14 protein-coding genes and 1 other RNA gene are annotated in these 13543 nt (G+C 42.3%); 8 read left to right on the plus strand and 7 right to left on the minus strand.

Annotated features, from left to right (window positions below; genetic code table 11):
* Positions 1–90: 90 nt before the first annotated feature.
* Together ssrS and QSH61_RS14580 are read left to right on the plus strand one after the other, a co-directional pair.
* Positions 91–273, plus strand: a non-coding RNA gene (ssrS, locus tag QSH61_RS14575) — 6S RNA.
* Between the two features lie 417 nt (positions 274–690).
* Positions 691–2049: an L-cystine transporter gene (locus QSH61_RS14580; protein ID WP_102057395.1), complete on the plus strand. Its 1359-nt coding sequence runs from the start codon at positions 691–693 to the stop codon at positions 2047–2049.
* 46 nt (positions 2050–2095) lie between these two features.
* Here the strand turns inward: QSH61_RS14580 and QSH61_RS14585 are convergent, their stop codons facing one another.
* Both QSH61_RS14585 and QSH61_RS14590 read right to left on the minus strand, forming a co-directional pair.
* Positions 2096–2545 carry a response regulator gene (locus QSH61_RS14585; RefSeq protein WP_206472199.1) on the minus strand — a complete coding sequence of 150 codons (450 nt, stop codon included), beginning with the start codon at positions 2543–2545 and terminating at the stop codon, positions 2096–2098.
* Between the two features lie 78 nt (positions 2546–2623).
* Entirely contained in the window at positions 2624–4954 is a 2331-nt protein-coding gene (locus tag QSH61_RS14590) for an ATP-binding protein (protein ID WP_206472197.1), read from the minus strand.
* A 153-nt stretch (positions 4955–5107) separates the two neighbouring features.
* Here QSH61_RS14590 and yacG point away from each other — a divergent pair, with 153 nt between their 5' ends.
* Complete coding sequence (gene yacG / locus QSH61_RS14595) at positions 5108–5350, plus strand: DNA gyrase inhibitor YacG (RefSeq protein WP_029215840.1); 243 nt, start codon at positions 5108–5110, stop codon at positions 5348–5350.
* A gap of 80 nt (positions 5351–5430) precedes the next feature.
* On the opposite strand, the gene QSH61_RS14600 is transcribed toward yacG, so the two are convergent.
* Together QSH61_RS14600 and QSH61_RS14605 are read right to left on the minus strand one after the other, a co-directional pair.
* Positions 5431–5739 (minus strand): helix-turn-helix domain-containing protein, encoded by a 309-nt coding sequence (locus QSH61_RS14600; RefSeq protein ID WP_010606054.1) that lies wholly within the window; start codon positions 5737–5739, stop codon positions 5431–5433.
* A gap of 366 nt (positions 5740–6105) precedes the next feature.
* Complete coding sequence (locus tag QSH61_RS14605) at positions 6106–6567, minus strand: Spy/CpxP family protein refolding chaperone (protein ID WP_102057397.1); 462 nt, start codon at positions 6565–6567, stop codon at positions 6106–6108.
* Between the two features lie 207 nt (positions 6568–6774).
* Between QSH61_RS14605 and QSH61_RS14610 the strand changes: the two genes are divergently transcribed.
* From QSH61_RS14610 to QSH61_RS14620, 3 genes are read left to right on the plus strand one after another with little or no spacing between them, the layout of a single operon-like run.
* Positions 6775–7461, plus strand: a complete 687-nt coding sequence (locus QSH61_RS14610) for a response regulator (protein WP_102057398.1) — start codon at positions 6775–6777, stop codon at positions 7459–7461.
* Positions 7462–7464: 3 nt separating this feature from the next.
* A complete protein-coding gene (locus tag QSH61_RS14615) occupies positions 7465–8826 on the plus strand; it encodes an ATP-binding protein (RefSeq protein WP_206472196.1) in 1362 nt (453 codons plus the stop codon).
* A 2-nt stretch (positions 8827–8828) separates the two neighbouring features.
* Positions 8829–9791 carry an alpha/beta fold hydrolase gene (locus tag QSH61_RS14620; protein ID WP_206472195.1) on the plus strand — a complete coding sequence of 321 codons (963 nt, stop codon included), beginning with the start codon at positions 8829–8831 and terminating at the stop codon, positions 9789–9791.
* Here the strand turns inward: QSH61_RS14620 and QSH61_RS14625 are convergent.
* Positions 9743–10588: a cation diffusion facilitator family transporter gene (locus QSH61_RS14625; RefSeq protein WP_081489965.1), complete on the minus strand. Its 846-nt coding sequence runs from the start codon at positions 10586–10588 to the stop codon at positions 9743–9745. The two genes, QSH61_RS14620 and QSH61_RS14625, sit on opposite strands and share 49 nt — an antisense overlap.
* A 323-nt stretch (positions 10589–10911) precedes the next feature.
* On the opposite strand from QSH61_RS14625, the gene trmL reads away from it, so the two are divergent.
* Positions 10912–11376 carry a tRNA (uridine(34)/cytosine(34)/5-carboxymethylaminomethyluridine(34)-2'-O)-methyltransferase TrmL gene (trmL, locus tag QSH61_RS14630; protein ID WP_088529872.1) on the plus strand — a complete coding sequence of 155 codons (465 nt, stop codon included), beginning with the start codon at positions 10912–10914 and terminating at the stop codon, positions 11374–11376.
* Between the two features lie 103 nt (positions 11377–11479).
* Here trmL and QSH61_RS14635 read toward each other — a convergent pair whose 3' ends face one another.
* Together QSH61_RS14635 and QSH61_RS14640 are read right to left on the minus strand one after the other, a co-directional pair.
* Positions 11480–12073: a CBS domain-containing protein gene (locus QSH61_RS14635; RefSeq protein ID WP_206472194.1), complete on the minus strand. Its 594-nt coding sequence runs from the start codon at positions 12071–12073 to the stop codon at positions 11480–11482.
* 47 nt (positions 12074–12120) lie between these two features.
* A complete protein-coding gene (locus QSH61_RS14640) occupies positions 12121–12396 on the minus strand; it encodes a hypothetical protein (protein ID WP_010606046.1) in 276 nt (91 codons plus the stop codon).
* Between the two features lie 418 nt (positions 12397–12814).
* Between QSH61_RS14640 and cysZ the strand changes: the two genes are divergently transcribed.
* On the plus strand, positions 12815–13540 hold the full coding sequence (cysZ, locus tag QSH61_RS14645) for a sulfate transporter CysZ (RefSeq protein WP_010606045.1): 726 nt from the start codon (positions 12815–12817) through the stop codon (positions 13538–13540).
* Positions 13541–13543 lie beyond the last annotated feature (3 nt).

The following is a 13543-nucleotide window of genomic DNA, read 5'->3' on the forward strand; positions in this document are numbered from 1 at the left end:
CACTAAACAAAGCGAGTAAAAAGCATGCGGTTAACACATAAATTGCATTACTATGGTTTCGTGATCGGCAGATGTTTTATATACTGTAATTGTTCCCTAGCTCGTAGGACAGCTGGTTAAGTCCCTGAGCCGATAAATTTCGTTTAGGATAGCAGTTTGTTTACTATTGAGCATGCTCGGCATGTACCGAGAAGCCTACGGTAGGCTGTTGCTCTCCGCCTTGAACCTCAGGGTTCAAGGGCTGACATCGGCATCCGCGAAGCCGGGGAACAACCTTTCCCACTCTACGCATGTCATCGCCTCAAAGCTAACTCGCTTTTACACCTACTCAATAAACCGTATACCCAACTCCATACTATAAAAGCGGCCACACGGTTAACGTCGAAAAGCAAAAGAAATCGCGAGATAACGCTAGAAAAGAGTCGCGAGATAACGCTAGAAAAGAGTCGCGAGATAAACTCGCTGCTACGAAAGATTATTGTAAGCTAAGCGCATATCTCAGTGTTTTTAATTACTATGAGTTAGTACCAACTCACTACAAAACATCTTTATATGAAAGGAAAAACCATTAAAAACTTTCATTTTTATTGATAACCTTTTGTTCTATTCCATAGTCAAAGAATATTTTAGCCAAATCAACAAAACCTCTATAGTAGCGCGTTATTTTCATATATTTCGAAAGGTATTCTGATGTCTTTTGCTGTTATCGCCGCGTTTGCGGTTTTTATTGCCATACTTTTCGGTCTTTATCGCTTTCAACAGCGCTCCGAAACCCTGTCACGAACGGTATTACTAGGCTTAGTTGCGGGTAGCCTATTTGGACTCGCCTTACAATTTGTTTTCTCAGGTGATTTAACCACCAAACAGACCGTACTAGATTGGGTTGCGATTGTTGGTAGCGGCTATGTCAATCTTCTCAAAATGGTGATTATGCCATTGGTCTTAGTTTCTATGATTGCCGCGGTCGTAAAATTAGATAATCAAGGCTCTCTTGGAAAGATCTCGTTTGTCACCATCGCAATTTTAGTTTTTACCACGGCCATTGCAGCGCTCATTGGTATTTTTATCACTCAAGCATTTGGTTTAAGCGCACAAGGCTTAGTTGAAGGTGCACGCGAAACGGCCAGAATAGCGGTACTTGAAGAACGTGCAACAACCGTTGCCGATTTAACCATTCCACAAATGCTGCTTAGCTTTGTACCAACCAATCCGTTTGCTGACTTGACTGGCGAGCGCTCGACCTCGATTATCGCAGTGGTGATTTTTGGTGTGTTAACTGGTATTGCTGCTCGTAGAGCCATCATGGAAGAGTCAGATTTAAGTAGTCCAATAAAAAATGCAGTTGAAGGCGCACAGGCAGTTGTGTTGAGATTAGTACGTATGATCATCGCCCTTACACCTTATGGTGTAGCTGGTTTGATGGCCAAAGTGATCGCCACATCAAGCATGGCTGACATTATTAGCTTACTCGGTTTTATTATTGCCTCTTACGTTGCCATTTTACTGATGTTTGTGGTGCATGGCTTACTAGTTACTTTGGTTGGTGAAAACCCAAAGCATTTCTTCCAAAAAATTTGGCCTGTTTTAACTTTTGCTTTCACCTCTAGAAGCTCCGCGGCAACCATCCCATTGAATGTTGAAGCGCAGATCCACAAGCTTAATGTTCCCCCTGCGATTGCAAACCTTTCTGCATCGTTTGGTGCGACAATCGGACAAAATGGCTGCGCTGGCATTTATCCAGCAATGCTTGCTGTAATGGTTGCGCCGACTGTAGGAATTGACCCGTTCGCACTCGACTTTATTGTCTCATTAGTGGCTATGGTTGCAATTAGTTCGTTTGGTATTGCGGGTGTTGGAGGTGGTGCCACTTTCGCGGCGTTGGTGGTACTGCCTGCGATGGGACTACCAGTGACAATTGCAGCGCTGCTTATTTCTATTGAGCCACTAATTGATATGGCAAGAACGGCACTCAATGTATCGGGCTCAATGACCGCAGGTACAGTGACAAGTCGCTTGTTAAAGCAAAAGCATACCAACGAAGCTATTTAGTGCTATAACAGCTTAAGGGCCAGCTAGTTATTCTGGCCCTTCACTTCTAATCGATCACGAGCTTTGCAGTGCCAAGCCAAAAGGACAGCAAGGACTTCATTGAATCAACCAGCTCATGATATTGAGACGGTTTGGTCATATAAGAATTTGCCCCAAGCAAGTAACACTGTTTTATATCTAGCTCAGAATCCGATGTACTGAACATAATAACCGGAATATGCTTAAGGTTTGCAGCCCCGCGCATCTCAGCCAATACATCTTTACCGCTTTTTCGTGGCATATTTAAATCAAGAATAATAAGGCTAGGTAATAGCTCAGTGCTATTGAGTTTCTCAATCAACTCAACGCCATCACTTACGAATTGTAACTTAGCCTCCATCACGCCGTTGTCTTCAAATGCATCACGGATTAATTCTTGGTCGTCGAAATCATCATCCGCAACCAAGATATAGTTTACAGAGTGAAGCTGTCTAATTAAATCATGATGATGAACCATACACACTCTCCTTAAACTCGCATTAACCTCGAGTTTGTATGCTGATATCAGAACCGCATCAATGGTTCTACAGCTAAGTTAACTCTCTTGCGCTGAAATCGGCAAGCTAAAATAGAAAGTAGAGCCTTGCCCTACTTCCGTTTCGACCCATATGCGACCATGGTGTCTTTCGACGATTTTTTTACAAATAGCAAGTCCAAGTCCTGTACCGGCATATGCGCTACGACCATGTAATCTTTCAAAAAGATTGAAGATCTGCTCACTAAATTCAGGATCAAAACCAATCCCGTTATCCTTAACGGCAACGATCAGTTCATTTGCTTTACGTTCGCTGCTAATCGAGACCCGCGGCGTTCTTTCTGGCGCACTAAATTTAATCCCATTATTGATTAAGTTTAGCAGCACGCGTTGCAACTGCCTACGGTCTCCAAAAACATCACCAAGCCCTGTGGTATCCACTTGAGCGTTTGACTCTTTAATCACTAACTCAAGATCCAGTAAGGTTTCAGCTAACGCATTATCGCCATCAAATGATTTAAATGACTCACCTTTACGGTCAATCCGTGAAAAACTTAGTAGCCCTTTGATCAACTTTTGCATTCGCTCCGCAGAATCCATCATACGCTTAAGGTAGGACGCATGTCTTTCATTTAGTCCCTCTGCAGAGCATTGGATCCGATCACCGAACATTTGGATTTTTCTAAGCGGCTCTTGTAGATCATGAGATGCTAAAAAGGCAAAACGCTCCAGCTCTTGATTCGACTCATGTGCTTTTTCAAGTGCTATTGTCAGTAGTTGCTCAGCAGTACGACGCGAAGTGATCTCATTTTCCAACGCCTCGGTACGCTTGGTAACTTTTTGCTCTAGAATTGCGTTAAGCTTTTTATATCGCTCAGATTTAGCCAGCACATAATTAACCAACGTATTACGAAACTTCAATGCACAACTTACTTCAGCTTCCGTCCAAGGGTGAGATTTGCACTTAACATTCTCGACCCACAACTTAAACGAACTACGCGGCATTAAACGGTGGCTACCATCATCCAAAAACTCAATGGATTTTTCAGGCTTCCCTCCCCAGTTTTTGGTTTGAATAACTTCCTTTCTAAACCACATAATAAAGTGATTAGCATCCGCAGAAAGTGGCATCAATAGCACGCCACTCGCCGTTTTCGCAAATGTTTTAAATGTTTCGTTAAGTTCACCTAAGCTATGACAATAAAAAATGGAGTCATCACCAAGTTGATGCTCCGCAAGCCAGCGGTAGATACTCTCAATATCCGCCTTTGCAGGAGTTTGCCCGTAGCACTCCAAATCACTTTCAACACGCCACGCAACACCGCTGGATTTCATCATTTCTTGCAATGCCGCGGATTCATAGCGCAGGCCATCTACAAAAAAGATCTCTTTTGCCATACGCTCAGTAACAGACGAGCTCAATGTCAGGGCTTTGGCTTCTGCCATTGCTTCTAAAGACGAAATTTTAAGAGAAATTAAGTAAGATAGCATCAGCCCCATATACTGAGCGACTTCACGGATGTTAAATGGCACTACGTGCTTTTCGTAGTGGTGGCAGGCAATCAGCCCCCAAAGCTTACCAGCAACGATAATGCTGATAGACATGGTTGCCTGAACGCCCATATTGCGTAAATATTGGCAGTGAATTGGCGAAACACTACGTAAAATACAGGCACTTAAGTCAATTGGCTTATCTTGCGGATAAAGCAGTGAATTTTCACTGTCAACATCAGCAAGCAAACGAATAGGGTTTCTTAAATATAGCGCTCTTGCTTGCTTTGGAATGTCAGACTCAGGAAAATGTTGGTTTAAAAAGGAATTAAGATCATTACGCTTCGATTCTGCGACCACCTCACCATTATACTCGTGATCAAATTTATACAGCATCACCCTGTCAAATTGCGTTAACTCTCTAATTTCTTCCACAGCCATCTCGAACGAGGCTTGTAAAGATTGAGAGTCAACCATACTAGACAGTGAGTGCTTCATAAGGTGTTGCATTGAATGATTGATTTCAACGCCTTGCGCCGTGTTTTGCTCAAGCTCTAAAATGAGACCAGCTTCGTTTTGACTTGCAACTACAGAAAGTTCAACCCACTTTGCATCCTTGGTTTTTATGGTGGCCGTCATCGGATTCAAACGATGGATTTCAGAGGAGTTAGCATTACTGGCTAACAACTCAAAAAAAGGAGACTCAAAAATCGTTTCAGCATGAGTATTGACTAAAGCGCTAGGCTCAAGCCCTACAAGTTCGGCAAAATTTTCGCTAAAGTAGCGTAGTGTTAATGTGTTGGTGTCGAATAGCAATAAATAGCCATGCGGCTGAATTGAACCTGGAATATGAATTGGCTCTTTATGACAATTGTCTAGTGTTGCTTCGAACTTCTCCACCTTTTATACATCCTCTCCTTTTACCTAGCTTTACCATCCTATCACGGATCCCCACCTAGCATGCAAGCTGTTCAGAGTAGATATGCGTTCAGTTCACAAAGCGATAAAATGCGATTAGACTTACACAATCACGAAGTAAAAAGTAAGTGTATTATGACAACCACAGTAAAGTGTCCAACCTGCCAACAGGCTGTTGAATGGTCGGATAAAAGTCCATTTCGTCCGTTCTGCTCAAAACGCTGTCAATTAATTGATTTAGGTGATTGGTCTGACGAATCAAATACGATTTCTACACCGATGAAAAGTGGTGAACTTACGCCTCAAGATGCGGAAAGTTTGATTGAAGATATAGAAGCGATGCTGGCAAAAAACAACGAAAACTTTTTTAAAGAATAAATCTATAGGCCGAGTATCTCGGCCTTTACTCACTCATAACTACTTGCTTAGAAAAGCAAAAACCAAGCACAGTAAAATCACTAGTCACCTTGTTCTACTTGCTCTTCTTCCGTCTTTGACTCTGAACTTCTCACTTCATTTTGGTAAGTTTTAGCAATATGCCCTGCTCCTTCCAAAATATCACTTAATTGGATCCGACAAATTTCCGACAATTTAATTAAGGTACCTAAGCGAAATGAGCTTGTTCCGTTAAGATAGTCGTCTAGTGTGGTGAGACCTATTCCGAGCTTCTGGCTAATGGTTTTTTTAGTATAGCCTTTACGCTTTTTGAGTTCTTTTAGCAGTTCTCGGATCCTAAGTGTCACCTCGTATTCTTCAGGTGTCTGCATGTCTCCCTCAGTGATACCTAGTAACAAACAGCCAACAACAAAGAATACCCTTAGTTACTCAGAAGAAAGCAAAAGTTATTGGAAAGTTTGTGCGCGTAAATTAAGAATTTTTCAATTCGACACTATTTCAAAGAGTTGTCCGCAGACTTGCTAGATGTACTCTTAATCGAAAAATATCACAACGCAAACATGTTATCAACATGTAACTTAAACCAGTACAAACCGTTGTAATATTTTATACACTGATTCCAAGGGGTCAGTTCTCTACATCAATCTGGAATACAAGCTCTCATTTTATAGGAAGGTGACAAAGGCTTGAAAATGATAAGGTCCTTACTGGGAAGGTAAGGACTAAGTTAGAAAGACTTAATTTGCTTTTTTATGGCCTTTGTGGCTACGACGTGACTTAAGTGCTTGGAGCTTATCGCGCTGCTCTTCATTCAATACATGGAATACTTTGTGACGAGTTTCCATTGAAAGTAGCGCCCACGCTTGCTTTTTATCTTGGCCTTTTTCCAGTAAAAGTTGCGCTTGAACCTTATCAAAGGCTGGGGCTGCCATAAGTGCTTTCATTTCTTCACGATAAGTTGAATGTGCTTCTTTCCCGCTTTCTTTTAACGCTTTTTTTGCAGTTTTGTAATCCGCATAAATCGTCTTTAGTTGGTCTTGCTGCGCTTCTGTTAGCTCTAATAACTTCTGGCCTTTATCAGATAGTAGCAACCTTGCTGAGTGCTCAAGCTGCCCGCCCATAGGTCCCGCGTTTGCAGTGAAGCTAAAAGTCGATACACCAAGTGCTGTAACTAATGCTAAAGTAGATAGTAATTTCATGGTATTGGCTCCTTGTTCGCCATTGCTTTGTCACTTCCAAATTTAGCAAGCACAAAGAAAAGGAACGTCAGACAGAGGTAAAGTTTTGTCAGTGCTTTGCAAAAAAAAGCAAAGGCAATTTACATAAGGCGTTGAAGTAAGGTGTAATATGCTAGAGCCGAACTATTCAGGCCAACGCCAATCAACAATGCTGGACTAAGTATGACAATGAAACATTCCATTTTACTTATTGATGATGACCAAGAACTTTGCAGCCTGTTAAAAGAATACTTTACTGCAGAAGGCTTTGAAGTGGCGATGGCCCACACAGGAACAGAAGGTCTACAGCTGGCATTAAAGCAAAATTTCGACCTGATATTGTTAGACGTAATGCTTCCCGAAATGGATGGTTTTGAAGTACTAAAGGCGTTACGTGTCCAGAAGATGACACCTGTTATTATGCTAACGGCAAAAGGCGATGACTTTGACCGCATCTTTGGTTTGGAGCTAGGTGCTGACGATTATATTCCAAAACCGTTTAACCACCGCGAACTACTCGCACGCGTTAAAGCTATTACCCGACGCGTCGATCATTATAAACAACACAGTCCGGACGATACCTTTACTATCCACCAGCTGCGTTTAGATGTGGCTTCGAGAAGTGCTACTGTTAATGGCGAGGTGCTGTCGCTGACGGGCACCGAATACGAGGTGTTACACTTGCTAGTCAGAACTGCAGGAGAAGTGGTCGACAAGCAGACAATTTCACGACAAGTATTAGGCCGGCCACTCGTGCCTTATGATCGCTCTATCGATATGCATGTCTCTAACGTTCGCAAGAAAATTGCCGCATTAAGTGAACACACTTATATCAAAACGATCCGCGGCGCTGGCTATATTTTCCTAAAGGCGTAATGAATGAAGCGGTACTTACTTGTTAAGGTTTTTGCCTGGTTTTGGCTCACTATCATTGCCACTATGTTGTTGTTGCTTGGGATCAGCATGCTACAACCTGATGTTGTAGAAACTCACCGCATCTCAAAACCCATGCTGCAAAATCTAAAACAATTAGAACAAGCGTTAATACGCGCAAGCGAGCGCCCCAACTTTGAGTTGAATAAGGTTGCCAAACTGCGTAAAAGAAAGGCTCGAAATATCTACTTGAGCCACCGCGATGCAGAAAAAAGCGTTGCCGCCGATCCCAATATAAAAACGCTGAATTTAGATTTACTCAGCTTTACCGAAGATGCCACACCGGTCGCTATTTTTACCCCAGAGTACAAGGCTTTTGGCCCCCTAGAACTTACACTTCAAGGTGAAAGTTATCGTCTTTATTTAATTTTTGAAAACCATACCCCAAGTGCACTCATCAAATTAAGAACCCTACCGCTTTGGGTAAAAATCGCGGTCGTGCTAGGCGCAAGCTTATTACTGTGTTTTTGGTTTACTCGAGATCTATTGTCGCCAATTAAAGAGCTACAAAAAGCCGCTGCAAAACTTTCCCGTGGAGAATTGTCGAGCAGAGCCGATATAAATACCAAGCGCCAAGACGAGCTCGGTCAACTGGGTCATGATTTTAACTTAATGGCTGATAAATTAGAGTCTTTAGTTAACAATCAAAAACGCTTGCTTGCTGATATATCCCATGAACTACGCTCACCGCTCACCCGCTTACAAATGGCCACAGGCCTCGCTGCAGGCCATGCCACAGCGCAAAGCCAAAGTTATATCGAGCGCATTGAACGTGAAGCTCAGTTAGTTGAAAATATGCTCAGCGATATTTTGCATTTATCTAAGCTCGAAGCGGATCAAGTGCCAATCGATAAGCAGATAATTAAGTTCAATGAGCTGCTCGACCCGATATTGGAAGATGCACTGTTTGAGGCACAACAATTAGGGAAGGACCTTGTCGTCACAGCACTACCCGAGGCAACACTTTATGGCGACCCAATGCTACTTAACCGCGCATTCGAAAACATTATTCGTAACGCAATTAAGTATGCGACTAGCCTTATTAATGTCGATATTGAGAGTGACGGTAATCAGTTGCTATGCACTATCAGTGATGATGGTAAAGGCGTAAGTGAAGACATGCTCGACAAGCTTTGCATTCCATTTTTCAGAGTGTCGAGCGCACGTACGCCAAGCAAAAATCAAATGGGCGGGTTTGGGCTGGGTCTTGCCATTGCGCAGCACGCATTAAAAGTACATGATGCCCATATCGAATTTAGTAATAATGTTGGTTTGCAAGTCAACATTCGAATTCCATTACACAGGTAGCCATGTTTTATAGCCAAAGTCAGCAACTTGAATCACACCTTCCGGAAATTGATGAGCACTGGCAAGGCTGCCAAAAAGGCTTTTTTGATACCCCTCATGGTAGGCTATTTTACGCCTACCACATTCCAGAAAGGGCAACGTTCAGCCTGGTGTTGGTTAATGGCCGTATTGAGTCTGCTCATAAATACAGAGAATTGCTGTGGGAGTTTGCGCAAAACAACATAGCGGTATTTACCTATGACCATCCAGGACAAGGCTACTCGCCGCGATTACTTAAAGATAAGCAAATCGGCTATGTTAGTCGCTTTGAAGATTATGCTGCAACGCTGCACTGCTTTATGGATCAAATCGTTGCCAAGCAGAACACCTTGCCACTTTTTATATTGGCACATTCAATGGGCGGTGCCATTACCTGCGATTATTTAACATTATTTGCGCCTCATAACATAGAGGGAGTCTATTTATCAGCCCCGATGCTTGGGATCAATACGACTCCCTACCCGACTTGGTTTGCCGAGGGACTTGCGGGCGCAGCTTGTTTATTTGGGCTAGGTAAGCATTATGCGTTGGGACAGGTGCACTACCACAACAAACCTTTTCAAGATAATGACCTTACTGATTGTCCAATTAGATATGCGCTATTTAGAGGTTTGTACGATCAATTTCCCGAGCTACAACTCGGTGGTGTTAGCTTTGCTTGGTTATACACGGCTCTACATAAATGCCGCTCGTTTCAAGATATTAAGCTAGCTCTGCCAATCCGTATCGCGACAGCCAGTGAAGACAGCATTGTTGATAATCAGGCGCAAAGTCAATTTGCCGCGCACAGGGATAATGTGACAGTTACAGAGTTTATCGGGAAACATGAACTACTTTGCGAGCAAGATAATACCCGCAAAGCCGTGTTAGATGATTTTTATGCGTTTACAGACGAGCTACTTAGTGCTAAAGAAACTGGGTCTTGATGGATAAGCACGTCCATCTCACAATCAAACTCTTCTTTAATGCTAGCAACCACCTCATCCGCAACCTGATGCGCTCGCATCAGCGGCATATCGTCATCAAGCTCTAGATGCAGTTGAATAAACTTGATTTTGCCACCTTGCCTGGTACGCAAATCATGTACTCCATAAACGTCCTCATGACTCGACGCGATAAGTATGATCTGTGCTTTTTCTTCATCTGGCAGCTCTTTATCCATTAAGTGTGCAGCACTTTCCTTGGCAATATCCCAACTGTTGTAAAGTAAATACACCGCCACCAAAATACCAAAAATCGGATCGGCGTAACCTACGCCGTAAAAGTTAAGCAATACCGCTAGGAGCACCGCAAGGTTTAATAAAATATCGCCCTTATAATGCAACGAGTCGGCCTTAATGGCGATGGACTGCGTGCGTTTAACGACTTGATACTGCACCGCAACCACCAACAAAGTACAAACTATCGCAAATAAACTCACCCACACACCAAACAACGAATGTGGAATTTGGGTTGGATTGATAATGCGCTCTACGCCATGAAAAGCCAATAAACTCGCAGAGCCCGCGATAAAGGCCGCTTGTCCAAGCCCAGCTAATGCTTCTGCCTTTCCATGACCAAATCGATGATCATCGTCCGCAGGACGCAGTGCGTAGCTCAGTACAAAGAAATTCATTAAAGAGGCGCTAATATCAAGCAGTGAATCAGTTAAAGAACCGAGCATAGCGGCACTACCTGAAGACAGCCAAGCCCAACACTTAGCTGCGATCATCAATCCCACCATTATGATGGTAAAGACACTTGAAAACCTAACCCAAAACTCATAGCTGCGATCCACTGGCACCTCATTTCTTCATATTATTTAATCTGACGTTTGGCTAACTGAAATGATTAGTCGTCAAACCACTCGCAAAATGCCACGGCATCGCGATGCTACTATATTACAGGGTAATGCTTTGAAATGAAAAACAGATTACGGTTGTATAGTTTTTATCAACAGTCGTACTTTAAAAACTGGGTAATGGATTTCGCTCTATCAAGCGCAGCACATATAAATGTCGACAAGTATCAGCTATACTGCCGGGCAAAATTTAATTGAGGCCTATCATGTTAGATATCGTTTTATACCAACCCGAGATCCCGCCTAATACAGGCAATATTATTCGTTTGTGTGCCAATACAGGATATTCACTACACCTGATAGAGCCGCTAGGATTTGAATGGGATGATAAACGGGTAAGACGTGCAGGCCTTGATTATCATGAATTTAGCGAAGTAGAGCGCCACCCAAACTTTGAAGCATACTTAGCCAAACGAAGTCCAAAGCGAGTGTTTGCCTGCACGACAAAAGGTACCAAGTACCATCATGAAGTAGCCTATGAAGCAGGTGACTGCCTATTGTTTGGCCCTGAAACTCGAGGTTTGCCAGAAGACATTATTTTTTCACTGCCTGAGCCTCAGCGAGTCCGTATTCCAATGCGCCCCGATAGTCGCAGTATGAACCTATCTAATGCTGTTTCCGTTTTTGTCTATGAGTCTTGGCGACAACTTGGGTTTGCTGGCGCAAAGTAAAAATAGCGCCTAGCCTCTGCTGCATAGGAGCAAACTTGAGGCACAAAAAAGGCGCCTTACGACGCCTTGCTAACTTTAATTTACATTAACTATAGGGATTCTTTTAAATTTCTGCGTGGTGCAAAATCGTACCAACAATATCACTGAATTTATTTGCTGGTTTCATTGAATTTACTGCACGTCCACAGGCTTTCATCATATCGATTAGGTCAAAATAACCGACTGGACGCTGAGTCACTTCATCAATAACAAGTAAAAACTCGAAGCCACCTTCTTCCATTGTTTTTAGCACATTGCCAACCACAGTTTGGCTAGTTTGTTTTAAGGTGATTTGACGAAGATCTGATAGTGGGATCATGACATCATTGACGTTTAAATCACGTCTTGTACAACCGCGTCTTTCTGCAATACTCAACACGTAGCGACTGCCAATTCTTGCATTAGAGATCATACCAACAAGCTTTTCTTTGCTATCAACGACAAAGCTTGCTCTGCGGTGCGTTTTGTCCAGCACTAACGTAGCTTCATCTATGCTACTATTTTCATCAATATGCTGCATAGGTGCCAAATGTAGATTGTGCATTAGGCAATGTGCTGGCGCTTGCTCTAGGTTGTCAGTGTTACAAGCTGGGAAGTTATTTTCAGCAAGTTCATAATTTGCAACAGGTTGAGTTTTCAATACTGTGTAAGTGTTCATAGATCACCTCTATCTTTAAAATTAATTAAGCACGGAAAAGGACTAAATTAATTTGCGACAGGTGGTGCTCTAATAGACTCACATACTGAGTTTGAATAAGAATAGGTGGGTTGCGATTGCGCTATGATAAAGCTACTAGCAACCACGAAACGATGGGTTGTTGATACAACGCAATCATCTAAATCAGGGCTGGAGTTCGAATTGTCTAGGTCAACAACGATAGGCGCGATTGAAAGCGTGGTATCACATTTAGCAGCATCGGCCGTTGACACTGTCAACAGACTCAACATACAAAATGTAATCATCCAACGAATTAACCGCATAGTATTCTCACTTCTACTGCCTTACTTTGAGTGTATGGGCAGTTTCTTGCGTTTACAAGTATTATTTCTAATCTATTTACTAAGCTTCTAAATATACTGAGGTTAATTTTCATACGCACACTGAGGCACTATGTGGGCTGAGATGAATTGTTACTAATCTCCTGTTTGTGGCGCGTCGTTTAGCGTTATACTAACGCCAACATTTTTGGTATGTGCCTTAAATCAAAAGAATTAAATCATACCAATTTGCTTAATTAAGTGAGCTATTTTGGGGCGAGAAAACCTTGTCGATAACCAGGCGAAAACTTTACTATTTATTTGTTTTAAATGAGAAATTTTTAACGCAGTTAGCGTCAGATTTGCTCCTTCAAATTGAGCAAGTATTAAGACTAATTGGTATTACAACACGAGGTGTACAGTGCAACTATCACGCGGTATCGAGTACTTTATTGCTGGTTTTTCTTTAATCACCCAAAAAGGATTAAAACGCTTTGTATTTATTCCTTTAACAATCAATGTACTGCTATTTGGTGCATCACTCTTTTTTCTTTATGACTGGCTGACTCAAGGATTTACTTATCTCAACGGATTATTACCAGATTGGCTCAGTTGGCTGGAATGGCTAATGTGGCCCATTGCTATCTTAGTGATACTTTTCAGTTATAGTATGATTTTCACGGTGATAACCAACTTTATTGCTGCACCTTTCAATGGCTTACTCTCCGAAAAAGTAGAACTTTACCTGACCAACCAACATATCAATGATGATAAGTTAATTGATACCATAAAAGATGTGCCGCGAATGTTAGGTCGAGAATGGACCAAACTCTGCTACTACCTTCCACGTGCACTCGGCTTTTTCATCTTACTTTGGATGCTGCCTATCGTTGGGCAAATTTTATGGATTATGTTTACGTGTTGGATGTACAGCGTGCAATATAATGATTATCCGTTTGATAACCATAAAATTCATTTCAAGCAAATGAAAGATGATTTGAAAAGTAAACAAGGGCTGTCTTATGGCTTTGGCTTTGCGGTGTTTGTATTGACCTCAATCCCATTTGTTAACCTCATCGTGATGCCTGTTGCCGTTTGTGGCGCCACTAAGTTGTGGGTAGAGAACTATCGTCAGCAATATCGTTAAACA

Origin of the sequence: Pseudoalteromonas sp. JC3, assembly GCF_030291895.1 — a bacterium.
Lineage (GTDB): Bacteria > Pseudomonadota > Gammaproteobacteria > Enterobacterales > Alteromonadaceae > Pseudoalteromonas.

Coding starts and splice junctions, on each gene's coding strand:
- QSH61_RS14580 (WP_102057395.1), top strand. CDS start 691: ATGTCTTTTGCTGTTATCGCCGCGTTTGCGGTTTTTATTGCCATACTT.
- QSH61_RS14585 (WP_206472199.1), bottom strand. CDS start 2,545: ATGGTTCATCATCATGATTTAATTAGACAGCTTCACTCTGTAAACTAT.
- yacG (WP_029215840.1), top strand. CDS start 5,108: ATGACAACCACAGTAAAGTGTCCAACCTGCCAACAGGCTGTTGAATGG.
- QSH61_RS14600 (WP_010606054.1), bottom strand. CDS start 5,739: ATGCAGACACCTGAAGAATACGAGGTGACACTTAGGATCCGAGAACTG.
- QSH61_RS14605 (WP_102057397.1), bottom strand. CDS start 6,567: ATGAAATTACTATCTACTTTAGCATTAGTTACAGCACTTGGTGTATCG.
- QSH61_RS14610 (WP_102057398.1), top strand. CDS start 6,775: ATGAAACATTCCATTTTACTTATTGATGATGACCAAGAACTTTGCAGC.
- QSH61_RS14615 (WP_206472196.1), top strand. CDS start 7,465: ATGAAGCGGTACTTACTTGTTAAGGTTTTTGCCTGGTTTTGGCTCACT.
- QSH61_RS14620 (WP_206472195.1), top strand. CDS start 8,829: ATGTTTTATAGCCAAAGTCAGCAACTTGAATCACACCTTCCGGAAATT.
- QSH61_RS14625 (WP_081489965.1), bottom strand. CDS start 10,588: ATGGTGGGATTGATGATCGCAGCTAAGTGTTGGGCTTGGCTGTCTTCA.
- trmL (WP_088529872.1), top strand. CDS start 10,912: ATGTTAGATATCGTTTTATACCAACCCGAGATCCCGCCTAATACAGGC.
- QSH61_RS14635 (WP_206472194.1), bottom strand. CDS start 12,073: ATGAACACTTACACAGTATTGAAAACTCAACCTGTTGCAAATTATGAA.
- QSH61_RS14640 (WP_010606046.1), bottom strand. CDS start 12,396: ATGCGGTTAATTCGTTGGATGATTACATTTTGTATGTTGAGTCTGTTG.